Annotated in this window: 8 protein-coding genes and 1 pseudogene; 3 read left to right on the top strand and 6 right to left on the bottom strand. The window is 42.8% G+C overall.

Annotated elements, in window-relative coordinates; genetic code table 11:
• The first annotated feature begins 534 nt into the window (after positions 1–534).
• Positions 535–741 (top strand): sugar-binding domain-containing protein, encoded by a 207-nt coding sequence (locus tag AB5217_RS19805; protein WP_032846991.1) that lies wholly within the window; start codon positions 535–537, stop codon positions 739–741.
• On the opposite strand, the pseudogene AB5217_RS19810 reads toward AB5217_RS19805, so the two are convergent.
• Positions 735–3,393 (bottom strand): annotated as a pseudogene (locus AB5217_RS19810) (glycoside hydrolase family 78 protein). The gene AB5217_RS19805 and the pseudogene AB5217_RS19810 overlap by 7 nt on opposite strands.
• Positions 3,394–3,536: 143 nt before the next feature.
• Between AB5217_RS19810 and AB5217_RS19815 the strand changes: the two are divergent.
• Positions 3,537–4,403: a DMT family transporter gene (locus AB5217_RS19815; protein ID WP_195647483.1), complete on the top strand. Its 867-nt coding sequence runs from the start codon at positions 3,537–3,539 to the stop codon at positions 4,401–4,403.
• A 28-nt stretch (positions 4,404–4,431) separates the two neighbouring features.
• On the opposite strand, the gene AB5217_RS19820 is transcribed toward AB5217_RS19815, so the two are convergent.
• The 5 genes from AB5217_RS19820 to ruvB form a co-directional block, all read right to left on the bottom strand.
• A complete protein-coding gene (locus AB5217_RS19820) occupies positions 4,432–6,573 on the bottom strand; it encodes a S46 family peptidase (RefSeq protein ID WP_004298045.1) in 2,142 nt (713 codons plus the stop codon).
• Between the two features lie 19 nt (positions 6,574–6,592).
• Entirely contained in the window at positions 6,593–7,948 is a 1,356-nt protein-coding gene (locus AB5217_RS19825) for a TIGR00341 family protein (protein WP_004298044.1), read from the bottom strand.
• Positions 7,949–7,950: 2 nt separating this feature from the next.
• Positions 7,951–9,447 (bottom strand): polysaccharide biosynthesis C-terminal domain-containing protein, encoded by a 1,497-nt coding sequence (locus AB5217_RS19830; protein WP_117512371.1) that lies wholly within the window; start codon positions 9,445–9,447, stop codon positions 7,951–7,953.
• Positions 9,448–9,477: 30 nt separating this feature from the next.
• A complete protein-coding gene (locus AB5217_RS19835) occupies positions 9,478–10,254 on the bottom strand; it encodes a dienelactone hydrolase family protein (RefSeq protein ID WP_004298042.1) in 777 nt (258 codons plus the stop codon).
• Between the two features lie 62 nt (positions 10,255–10,316).
• Entirely contained in the window at positions 10,317–11,348 is a 1,032-nt protein-coding gene (ruvB, locus tag AB5217_RS19840) for a Holliday junction branch migration DNA helicase RuvB (protein WP_004298040.1), read from the bottom strand.
• 126 nt (positions 11,349–11,474) lie between these two features.
• Between ruvB and AB5217_RS19845 the strand changes: the two genes are divergently transcribed.
• Positions 11,475–12,707 (top strand): nucleoside recognition domain-containing protein, encoded by a 1,233-nt coding sequence (locus tag AB5217_RS19845; RefSeq protein WP_032846997.1) that lies wholly within the window; start codon positions 11,475–11,477, stop codon positions 12,705–12,707.
• Positions 12,708–12,723 lie beyond the last annotated feature (16 nt).

The following is a 12,723-nucleotide window of genomic DNA, read 5'->3' on the forward strand; positions in this document are numbered from 1 at the left end:
ATTTGTACATTATTAGTCAGAGATCTTTATGTTACAACTAATTACCATCTTGACATTCTAATGAGAAGGAACAACATTATCCCTATTCTATCTTATTGAAAAAAGACAACTGTTCATACAGAATCTACTTTTGTGTTTCTAATAAACTTTCTTATCGTTTTTAATAAACGGTATTCCTATTTATTAAAAACGATAAGAAGTATATCTACTGCAAACAATTCAATTTTATACAACAAAAAAGGTTGCAAACTCATCAAAAGTCTGCAACCTTTAGTATATAATAAATTTCCTCTTCTTCTAAAGAGAGGTAAATCGTCGGCAACTCTGTTCTAATATTATACTATTCATACACATAATTTCCAATCAATAAGTTTCTTTTCTGATCACAAAGATACAAAATAAAAAGTCGTTTGTCAAGTTCTTATTTCAAAACACTCCATCTATTAGTTATAAAGCAGCTATACAAAAGCACGAAATTGGGACAAACCTCTCTATTGTAACGTGATCTATCCATTCTGAGATTATAGCAAAGGAGTGCAGTGGCCCAATGTCATCCAGCCTCGTCCGGCAGATTACACTTTCGCTTCCATGCCCAATCCGGTAGGTAGCTATCGGAGGGATTTCACTCTGCCCGATTCATGGAAGGGGAGAGATATATTCATCCGTTTCAATGGTGTAGAAGCTGTTTTTTACATCTGGGTAAACAGCAACCGGGATTACCAATCGAAAGACATTCAATAAACAGCTCTCTTTATAGGTAATTCCAAGATATGTTTTCCTGCTTCCAAATTTACTGCACGCTCTCCTTTCACATTGTCGGGTGCATAAAAGGTAGCAGTGCTATTTGCCGGAACAGTTACATGATAGACAATACGGTTCTTTTTACGTTCCCATTTAGAGCAGATTTCCCCATAAGGTGATTGATATCTGGCTTCGAGCTCATTTAATCCACTGGGGAAATTAGGCCGAAGGAGAATATGTTTGAATCCGGGATTTTCGGGGTCAGGGAAGATTCCACCCAATCCTTTATAAAACCACCCTCCAATTTCTCCGAACATCATGTGATTGTCTGATATGTCACGTGTGGCATTCAAATCCCAGTTCTCCAGTAATGTGGTAGCACCATTGGCAATCCAGCAACCCCATGATGGATAAGTGTCTTGTGCAGCTAATTTATAAGCCGTTTCGGCTTCACCGTTCTCACTTAACGCATTCAATATAGCTTTTGCTCCCAACACACCTACATCCAAATGAAAGCCGGCTGCTTCCACCTGTTTTGCCAGATTCCGGGCTACTTTTCTCTTCAACTCTTCGGGAACAATGCCCCATTGCAAAGGAACGCTCTGTTCCGTCTGAACGCCGCTACCATAAATGCCCGTTTCTCTATTCAGAAACTTGTCATTAATCACGTTCTTTATCTTATTGGCAAGAGCAGAATAATATTTATAGTCTTCCGTTTTATTAAACATCTTTGCGGCATTGGCAAGTATTTTGGTGTCCACATAGAAATAGACAGAAGAGGTCAGTTCCTTGGAAGAATGTGATTTAACAGGCACCCAGTCTCCTCTTCCCCCATGAGGTCAATCCGGTCGGACTGGTGCGATCCACATAGTCTACATACCGCCTTATATTTTCATAACAATCTGCCAACAGTTTATGATCGCCATAAAACATATAAATGTTCCATGGAATAATAGCGATAGTGCTTGTCCAATCCAGTCCATTATCCGTGCCATATCCCCAGCCTCCTGTAGGAATTATATCGGGAAGTACACCATTGGGCTGTTGCTCGTCTCTATGGTCGGCAAGCCATTTCTCATAAACAGTGATACCGTCATAATTGTATAATGCCGTTTCAATAGCAAAATGACCGTCGCCTGTCCATCCGTTCTTTTCACGCTGGGGGCAGTCGGTAGGATACCCCATCAAGTTGGACAAATAGGCATTATTTGTTGCCCACCAAAGACGGTTGATAAGTGCGTTCGAAGTATGAATCGTCCCTTTCTGCGGAACATCACTATGCACAAAGTAGGCAGTCAGACTATTCTCATTCAATACAAGGGGGTTAGTGCTTGTTACTTCCACGTATCTGAAACCTTTATAATTGAATCGTGCCATAAATTCATCCTCTCCCTTTCCACTCAAAACGAGGATGTCCGTTTGAAAAGGATCAGAGTTGTCTACCGGGCGGTGATACACATCAATATTTGACGTATTCACTCGTCCGTTGTCATACAACCGCTCACCATGTTTCAGTCTCACTACAGTTCCCTCTTCCCCGGACACTTTAATGCGGGTGACTCCTGCCATATTGCGGGCAAAATCGAATACATACGTTGTGTCATTAAGTTTCTTCCAGGTTTTTACGGGGATCGTTTCTACTGCACGAATCGGCTGCACTTGTTGTGACACCACATTCTGTGAAGGAACAGCCCTATATCCTACTCCATTCCATTTAGAATCGTCAAAGTTCACGGTATTCCAGCCTTTCTGTTCCAAACGGGCGTCGTAATGCTCGGCTGTATAAATGCTATTAAAGATCAATGCGCCGGATGAAGTTTTCCAGTCCCGCTCCGTAGAAACGACTTCAACAGAACCATCCTCATAAGTAATCCGCACATCCATACAGAAAGCAGGACGGTTACGCCAAGGTGCACGATGAAAGTCCCACACGGCCATTGACTGATGATTATACCATCCATTGCCCAGCAACACACCAATCGCATTTTTCCCTTTCTGTATTTGGGAAGTAATATCATAAGTAACGTAGAAATTACGCCTGTCAAACCGGGTATATAACGGGTCCAGCCGGTGGTTTCCAATCTTCTCACCATTGATATACAGTTCATACAAACCTGCTACGGCAATATATGCCCTTGCCGACCATATCTTCTTTCGTGCATCAAACACTTTCCGGAAATAGGGAGCAGGACGGTAATTAATATCTTTGTTATCGCTAATCCAAGCCCCTTGCCAGTGTTCCATCCCCATCATGCCCGTTTCGAAACTATTAATAGCCGAAGAAGATTTCACTCCATCCTTATCCCATACATTCACTCTCCAATAATACTTGGTAAAAGGACGAAGTTCCTGTCCGGAATAGGTAATCAGAATCTGTTCGGAGTCCTTTTTGCCCGAATCCCAGATAGTTCCTTTCCCTGCAATCAATTCAAGAGAGTCTTTGTCTACGATGACTTGACAGGCTGTTTGCCGTGCTCCTTTTCGAGCATCATTCAGCATCCATGATAACCGGGGAGCAGGATTATCTATTCCCAAGGGATTCACCAAATAATCACAAACCAGATTCACTGGTTTACAGCTGCCTGACTCTTGTGAAAATGCTGCTTGCAGCATTAAAAATAGTAATCCCGGTAATAGTGTCAATCGTTTCATTTTATCCAAAAATTAGTTTGTATTTTCTTTCAATCGGATGCCATATTTACATCGCGTGCTAATTTACGAAAAATATTGTATGGACGCTTTATCTACTTGCCTCAAAAAAGCTATATCTTTGCGGCCCGAATATATACTTGACTATGAATAAAGTTAATGGTTTACTATATGGGCTGCTTTCATCGGCTTCTTTTGGACTTATCCCTCTATTTACCATTCCTGCCATGCAAGCAGGGATGCAATTTGAATCTATACTTTTCTATCGTTTCCTGTTTGCCTGTCTGGCGTTAGGCGGAATCTTATTGGTGAATGGTCAATCATTTCGCATCAAGAGGCAGGACATTCCTTCCCTGTTTCTTCTTGCGCTTCTTTATTTAATGTCTGCCGTATTCCTGTTCTGGGGATATAAGTTTATGGCTAGCGGAGTTGCCACCACTATTCATTTCATGTATCCGGTGCTTACCACGTTAATCATGATGCTCTTCTTTAAAGAAAAGAAGTCCGGCTGGCGGATCGCTGCCATTGCATCCGCAGTGGCAGGAGTTTATTTCTTATCCGACGGAGATACAAAAACGGGAAGCTTTTCTTTCCTGGGACTTTTCATTGTTCTTCTGTCGGCACTCGGATATGCGCTTTATCTCGTCACAATGAGCCAACTAAAAATTGGACAGATGAAGGGGCTACTGCTTACTTTCTACGTATTCCTTTTCGGAGGTATTCTCCTTTTTATCGGAACGGAAACCATCAGCCAGCTTCAACCCATCAGCAAATGGCATACTGCCGGCAACTTGATTCTATTAGCTTTAATCCCTACCGTAGTTTCTAATCTTGCTCTAGTAAGAGCCGTAAAAAGCATCGGCTCCACACTCGCCTCTGTGTTGGGAGCTATGGAGCCGGTAACTGCTGTATGTGTAGGTATCTTTCTTTTCGGGGAAGCCTTCACCACAAGCATTGGTGTAGGTATTGCACTGATTATCGCTGCCGTAATCGTTATTATATTAAAACGATAAAAAATGCGGTTTCATCGGAATATTTACTTCATCGACCCATTTTTAATTCCTGAATAAGATGGGCTGCCTTACCGTATTTCTCTATGATAAAGAGCATATACCGCACATCTACCCCGATGCAACGCTGCAAATCTGGTTCGAATACGATATCACTGCTCATTGCTTCCCAGTTGCCATCAAAAGCCAAGCCTAGTAATTCTCCTTTGGCATTAAACATGGCACTGCCGGAATTACCGCCTGTAATGTCATTGTTGGAGATAAAACAAACATTCATATCTCCCTGCGCATTGGCATATCTTCCGAAATCACCGGAAGAAAGCAAACTCAACAACTCCGGCTGAACGGCAAAGTCAATATCACCCGCATGTTCCTTCACTTTCTCAAAAATGCCTTTCACGGTTGTGTAGTAATCATAAGTGGCTCCATCAAAAGGAGTATATCCTCCAACCGTTCCGAAACTAAGCCGCATGGTAGAGTTGGCATCCGGATAAAAATTACGATCAGCATACATCCGGCGCATGGCTGCATTGAACAAACGCTCCCCCTCCTCTATCTGCTCGGAAGCCTCGGAAATGCTTTGATTCATCTCATAATACTTCACAATCAAATCCAGACTTAAGGAAACAGCCGGATCCTCTATGAGATTATAAGTAGTATCTCGCTCCAGAAAGCGTTTTAAGCCTTTAGGAGACGTTATATTGGAAGTTGCATACAAAGAGTCTACATAGGTCTGAATATTCCCGTTGTAGAGCGTATCTATCTTCTCATACATAGCAGGCAGAAACTTTTTATCCACTTTCGACTGATACTCTTTGAGCATGGCAGCAAAAACCTCCTTATCAATGGAAAGATCGAGATTATCATACTTCTCCAGTAACTTTTTCATGCGGGTTATCACCAACTTCTCTTCCGCCTCAAAGTCGAAATTGAGAATTTCAAGAGCGAGCTGCACTAACTCGGGACCATTTATAAACGATTCACCGAAATAAGCCAACGCACGATTGGTTTCACGGCGATTACTATAACTCAACTCTAAAGAAGAAAATAAACGAATCAGTTTCTCTCTCTCTTCCGGATGAGACTGAATCCAGTTACGAAGCTCTGCTTCAGCCACCCGCTTCTTTTCCAACACTTTCAAATGCTTGATGGCTTTATTCGTTCCGATGCTATTCTTCCAATAATTGGAGCTTTCATCGTATTTTGAAGCATACTTAATGCGAATATCCGGACGACGGTCCATCTCCCGTTTCCAGATGGTTTGTTTCACTCCCCGTACATCAATCATTGCCTGATTGATTCCATTCATCATCTCTTCGATACCATACGAGGAAAGGTAACGTTCCGTACTGCCCGGATAGCCAAGCGTCATGCAGAAAGAACCTTCTTTGTATCCATCCAAAGAAATGGGTGCTACATATTCGGGATGATAAGGGACGTTTTCAGGAGAATAATCCGCCGGACCATTCTTGGTATTAGCATAGATACGAAATACGCTGAAATCGCCCGTATGACGCGGCCACATCCAATTATCCGTATCCCATCCGAACTTCCCGACAGAAGAAGGAGGTGCAAAAACCAGGCGGACATCATTATAATCACGATAAACAGATAGCCAGAATTCATTCCCTGCATAATAAGCATCTACAATACCAGTCAATGTAGAATCCTTTTCGGAGACTTCCATACTGATTACATTCATAATCGAATCAACAGCCACACGGCGTTCTGTTTCCGTTTTAGCATGCCGGGCGGCAGACAATACGCGTTTAGTAACATCTTCCGTACGAAGCAGGAAACGAACATACAATTCCGGATTCGGCAGTTCTTCCTCAAGACTACGTGCAAAGAAGCCATCTTTCAGATAATCATGTTCCACTGAAGAATGTTGCTGAATACTGCTAAAGCCACAATGATGATTAGTAAACACCAGACCGTCTTCAGAAACCACCACTCCTGAACAGAAGCCTCCAAAACTGACAACAGCATCTGCCAGACATGGTTTCTTCGGATCATATATTTTATTCACAGGCATCTGCAAACCAAGTTCTTTCATTACCCGGTCAGTCTGTTTATTCTTTCGGAGATTTCCCAACAACCACATTCCCTCATCGGCAAATACATTCGACAGACAGAGAGAAAAGACTATCAAGACGGTTAGTCTGAACTTCATATTATTATTTTTAGATTCATTATTCTGTAATCAGCCTCAACTTCTTCGTTCCTACGCGGGCTTTCAGCCATTCGCTGATTTTCTCTTTTTCAGCAACAGACGGATGTCTGGCGAATTTAAGGACAGCCAATGTTACCGTATCCGTCTTCATCGAATCGACCCGCACTTCGAGCGAGTGAGCGATGGAAAGAGTTGTGATGGAAGGATAAAGTACCTTCAATTCGGGTACTAATGTACGACTCATAGCATCGTACGTTCTGTATTGCTCCAGTGTTGTCTCCAGTTGGGAAATTTTCACCGCCTGTTGTTGAAGCCGTTGCTCACTGTTTTTATAGAAGTCTTCCATGACCATGGCACGGATAGAAGATACATCTACCGCCTCATTGTTCATCCCCTGTAATACAATCAGTTTCGTATCTTCCAGCTTATACTCTTTCAACTTGCTACGAGCAATAGATATCGAAGCGTCAGGCACTTCAGGACCAATCAAAACAACCCGTACTTCTTTATGGTCATAGCTAATTTTCTTATCAAGTACCTGCGTATTCTCAAAGCTCAACTGATCGTTTATAAAACGATTGGCTGCTGCTTCATAGAAAGTGCTCTTTATAATTCCAAATGTCAGATAAACTGCAGGGCACATGGTAAGCACTACAATCAGAACGATGTATTTACGTACGGTCTTCTCACGGGTTTTATCCACAAACTCTTTCCGTTGGAAATGCATCACACGAACACCGAGGAAAGTAGCCAGACTGATAAAAACAGAGTTGATAAAGTAAAGATAAAAAGCACCCAGGAAATAAATGAGATTACCGGAAGCCAGCCCGTAACCTGCCGTACAAAGCGGCGGCATCAATGCAGTAGCAATGGCAACACCCGGAATCACATTCCCTTTTTCCTTGGTAGAGAGAGCCACGACACCTGCCAAACCACCAAAAAGAGCGATGAATACATCATAAATAGTGGGCGATGTACGTGCCAGCAACTCTGACTGTGAACCGGCAATAGGAGCAAGAAGGAAAAAGATTGTTGCCGTAGTCACACTGAAAGCGGTCGTTATGAGAAAGCTCTTCAAAGAGCGTTTCATTAATTCAAAGTCATTCAGTCCGACAGACAGTCCCACCCCCATAATAGGTCCCATCAACGGAGAAATCAACATGGCACCGATGATTACGGCGGTAGAGTTTACATTCAATCCGAGTGATGCCATAAAGATGGCAAAAATCAGGATCCATAAATTGGCACCTTTGAACTCTACCCCCTTACGGATAGAATCCACTGTGGCCAGTTCGTTATCCTTATCTTTTCTCAAGTCCAGATATTCTCCCAGAAAGGACTTGATAGCAAACTTATTACGTTCATCTGTCTTCATAGTTATTTCTTCTTTATAAATCGATTAATAACAGGAATCTGACTCAATGGTAAATCCTTTTTGATAATATAGGCTATAAATAGCAATAAGAGTACAGTACGGAAAGCGAGACGGAGCACTATATTAGGAATAGGAACCTGCTCTCCAATAATGTAAAGTACCGCTGCCAGCAGAACATAAAGTCCGAGGCTCTTCAAGTCATAATGAATCGGGTATTCTTTCTGTCCTATCCAGTAGGATAGCAATAAGATGACTGCATAGCCCGCAACAGAAGCCCATGCCGAAGCAAGATAACCGTAAACCGGCACAAACAGGATGTTCAATACGACAATAATAACACAACCAATCACCGAGAAGTAGGCTCCCCAATAGGTCTTATCCGTCAGTTTATACCAAAAGGAAAGGTTGAAATAGATCCCTTTACAGATCTCTGCAAGCATTACAATAGCTACTACCCCCAGGCCTTCCCAGTAACCCCTTGCCACCAGATAACGCAGCAAGTCGAGGTAGAACATGACAGCAAGGAAAGCCAGCAAGGAAAATATAAGAAAATACTTCATCGCAGCGGCATACATCTTCCGGTTGTCTCCTTCTCGGTCTTTGCCAAAGACAAACGGTTCGTAAGCATAACGGAAAGCTTGCGTAAACATTGCCATCACCATCGCAATCTTACTGGTTGCTGCATAGATACCCAATTGCACCAACCCTTCCTGCCGGTCTTCAAAAAGAAACGGATAGATCATCTTATCCACAGTCTGATTTAGAATACCTACCAAACCTAAGATTAATACCGGGAAAGAATATACGACCATTCGTTTCAGCAATACCTTGTCCAACTTATAAGCAAAACCTGTCAGTTCCGGAATAAAGAAGAACATCTGGACAACCGAAATAATCAGGTTGCTAATAAAGATATATCCCACTAAATAATCCGGATCATAAAACCAGGAGATCGTTGACGGACAATGTACATTCAGCCACGGGCACACCAATAGGAAAAATAAATTCAAACCGATGCCACCAACGATAGAGAGCAGTTTAATAGCAGCAAACTTAATAGGCCGCTTTTTATACCGTAAATAGGCAAAAGGAATGCATTGGAAAGAGTCTAAAGCTACCACAACAGCCATCATCGCTATAAACTCCGGATGATCGCCATAATCCAGTAAATTGGAAATAGGTTGCAGGAATAACAAGCAAAGGAAAACAAAAATCAAAGATACCCCTCCTACCGATAACAAGGAGTTGGCATATACTTTCATCGGGTCTTCTCCCGATTTGTTGGCAAAACGGAAGAATCCCGTTTCCATACCGAACGTAAGCAGTACAAGCATCAGGGCTGTAAACGCATATACGTTTGAAACAACTCCATAACCTCCGGTGGAAGCTGGCAATACCGCTGTGTACAAAGGCACCAGCATGTAGTTAAGGAACCGTCCGACAATACTACTCAACCCATAAATTGCCGTATCTTTAGCTAATGATTTTAGTCCAGCCATGTTTTATTAGTAATTATCATTTAGATTGGTTCAACGTTTCTTCTTTTGTTTGAACAACCAATCCATAAATCCGGGATAATTGAAAGCCGGATTCCAGCTCCCATGATTGCAACCGGGGAATTCAATATATTCCACATCTGCACCGGCAGCTTTCAGTGCTTTATACGCTTCGCGAGAACCTTTCACCGGAACTACATCGTCCGCATCTCCGTGAAAGATACGAAATTTCACATCCTTGGCAACCGATAGCCGACTTGGATTGACTGTACCGCAAATAGGAACTGCAGCTGCAAAAATCTCCGGATAACGCACGACTAAATCATACGTTCCCATCGCTCCCATTGAAAGACCGATAATATAAACCCGTTGTGTGTCCACTTCGGGCATTACCAGATAAGAGTCGAGCAACTGTTTAAGCGTTTGCAATATAGGACTGATCTCTTGTCCCACTGGCATTTCTGTAGGGATAAGCGACTTCGGACGTCCTGTATAAGCCCAGTAACCGTCTGTCGGACACTGTGGAATTAGAACGAAAGCGGGATACTTCTCTTGATTGACCGGATTAAGAAACATCTGTCCACCATGAGTCAACTGTTTCTCATTATCATTTCCCCGTTCGCCGGCTCCATGCAGAAACAGTACGAGCGGATACTTTTCACCTGGCTTTACCGATTCGGGATGAATCATCCGATAAGGTAAAGAGTCTCCTTTAGAAGAGACAAAAATATCCCTCCCATATTCCTGTTGAGCCGATAAAGACAAGCTCAAAAAGAGAAAAACAAGTAAAGTAGTCCATTGCTTCATCATCCAACTATGCTTTATAAAGTTCTTTTATACCGTTAATACCACTTGTCACATGACGCTTTATGTTAGTCATTAAACAGCGTTTTCTGACTGTTATAAAGACTTCTTCCCAAATGTTTATAGGCAAGTTCGGTCACCTCACGTCCACGGGGAGTACGCTTCATAAATCCTTCTTTTATCAGGAAAGGTTCGTAAACTTCCTCAATGGTTCCCGCATCTTCTCCCAAAGCCGTGGCAATGGTAGTGATACCTACCGGACCACCTTTAAATTTGTCTATAATGGTGCAAAGTATCTTGTTGTCTATCTCATCCAGGCCGTACTTATCAATATTCAGTGCTTCCAATGCAAACTGGGCGATCTCCGTATCGATAGAACCGGAGCCTTTCACCTGCGCAAAATCACGTACCCGACGAAGCAAGGCATTGGCAATACGGGGCGTTCCGCGGCTACGGGAAGCGATCTCCGATGCTGCACGTACCGAACAAGGCACATCCAGTATGGACGCAGAACGACGAATGATATTGCTCAAAATATCATCATCATAGTACTCCAAATGAAGATTAATACCGAAACGTGCACGAAGCGGGGCCGTCAGCAGACCGCTACGTGTGGTTGCACCAACCAGCGTGAAAGGATTCAAATCTATCTGGATGCTGCGTGCCGAAGGTCCCTTATCGATCATAATATCGATGCGGTAATCTTCCATCGCCGAATAAAGATATTCCTCCACCACAGGCGACAGCCGATGAATTTCATCAATAAAAAGCACGTCGTTCGGTTCGAGGCTGGTCAATACACCTGCCAGGTCACCCGGTTTATCAAGTACCGGACCGGAAGTTACTTTAAAGCCAACTCCTAATTCGTTAGCGATAATATTCGAAAGAGTTGTTTTTCCTAATCCGGGAGGGCCGTGCAACAGCACATGGTCGAGTGCTTCGCCACGCAGACGTGCCGCCTTCACAAAAATGCGAAGGTTTTCCACCACCTTGTCCTGCCCGCTAAAGTCTTCAAAGCTTAACGGACGGAGTGCATTCTCGAAATCCCGTTCTTTTGAAGTAAGCTGATGTTCGCGTATGTTAAAATCTTCCTGTTCCATTTATTTCTTGAAAGTAGGAGACAAAGATAGAGATTTACATTCATTTTCAGTATAAGAAAGACGAAGATTTAGTTTATTTGAAACGTAATAACTACTTTTGCACTATCTATATACACGTTATCAACTATGGTTCTAAATTACATTTGGATAGGATTCTTCGTCATTGCCTTTATCATCGCTCTTATAAAAGTGATTGTTTTGGGAGATACGGAGATATTTACGGCTATCATGAACGCTACATTCGACTCTTCAAAGACAGCTTTCGAGATATCGCTGGGACTTACGGGTGTACTGGCCCTTTGGTTAAGTATCATGAAAATCGGCGAGAACAGCGGATTGATTAATGCACTGGCCCGCTTTCTTAGTCCGGTGCTTTGCCGTCTGTTTCCAGACATTCCTAAAGGGCATCCGGTGTTAGGCTCCATCTTCATGAATATGTCCGCCAATATGCTTGGTCTCGACAATGCCGCCACCCCGCTGGGGTTGAAAGCTATGAAAGAGCTACAGGATCTGAATCCGAAAAAGGACACTGCTTCCAATCCGATGATTATGTTTTTGGTGATTAATACATCCGGCCTTATCATCATTCCGATCAGTATCATGGTATATCGTGCACAAATGGGGGCTGCACAGCCTACAGATGTATTTATCCCTATCCTGCTAAGTACTTTCATTTCAACTTTAGTAGGAGTCATAGCAGTCAGCATCGCTCAAAAGATAAACTTAATCAATAAGCCTATTCTCATTTTAATGGGCGTTATCTGCCTTTTCTTTTCCGGTTTGATTTATCTGTTCCTAAGCGTTTCACGAGAGGATATGGGTACTTATTCTACATTGATAGCGAATATTCTGCTATTCAGTGTCATTATCCTGTTTATTCTGACGGGAGTCAGGAAAAAAATCAATGTATACGATTCGTTTGTAGAGGGAGCTAAAGAAGGATTTACGACAGCTGTACGTATCATACCTTATCTGGTTGCTTTCCTTGTAGGAATCGCCGTGTTCCGCACTTCGGGAGCTATGGATTTTCTAGTGGGAGGCATTGGCTACATAGTAGGCTCATGCGGAGTTGACACGAGCTTTGTAGGGGCACTGCCTACTGCATTGATGAAATCGCTTAGCGGTAGCGGTGCCAACGGCTTGATGATCGATACGATGAAAGAACTGGGACCGGATTCATTTGTAGGGCGTATGAGTTGCGTAGTACGCGGAGCTTCAGATACCACATTCTACATTCTGGCCGTTTACTTCGGCAGTGTGGGTATAACCAAGACTCGTAATGCAGTGACTTGCGGTCTGATAGCAGACTTCTCGGGTATCATAGCCGCTATCTTAATCAGTTATTTATTTTTCTTTTAAATCATAACATTCAATT

The organism is Bacteroides sp. MSSM.1001136sp1_RTP21357st2_D2_RTP21359_211015 (assembly GCF_040913205.1).
In the GTDB taxonomy this organism is placed as follows: domain Bacteria; phylum Bacteroidota; class Bacteroidia; order Bacteroidales; family Bacteroidaceae; genus Bacteroides; species Bacteroides ovatus.

Bases quoted from the DNA above. Each gene is read 5' to 3' on its own strand.
- AB5217_RS19815 (WP_195647483.1), top strand. From the start codon at position 3,537: ATGAATAAAGTTAATGGTTTACTATATGGGCTGCTTTCATCGGCTTCT.
- ruvB (WP_004298040.1), bottom strand. From the start codon at position 11,348: ATGGAACAGGAAGATTTTAACATACGCGAACATCAGCTTACTTCAAAA.
- AB5217_RS19820 (WP_004298045.1), bottom strand. From the start codon at position 6,573: ATGAAGTTCAGACTAACCGTCTTGATAGTCTTTTCTCTCTGTCTGTCG.
- AB5217_RS19845 (WP_032846997.1), top strand. From the start codon at position 11,475: ATGGTTCTAAATTACATTTGGATAGGATTCTTCGTCATTGCCTTTATC.
- AB5217_RS19830 (WP_117512371.1), bottom strand. From the start codon at position 9,447: ATGGCTGGACTAAAATCATTAGCTAAAGATACGGCAATTTATGGGTTG.
- AB5217_RS19835 (WP_004298042.1), bottom strand. From the start codon at position 10,254: ATGATGAAGCAATGGACTACTTTACTTGTTTTTCTCTTTTTGAGCTTG.
- AB5217_RS19825 (WP_004298044.1), bottom strand. From the start codon at position 7,948: ATGAAGACAGATGAACGTAATAAGTTTGCTATCAAGTCCTTTCTGGGA.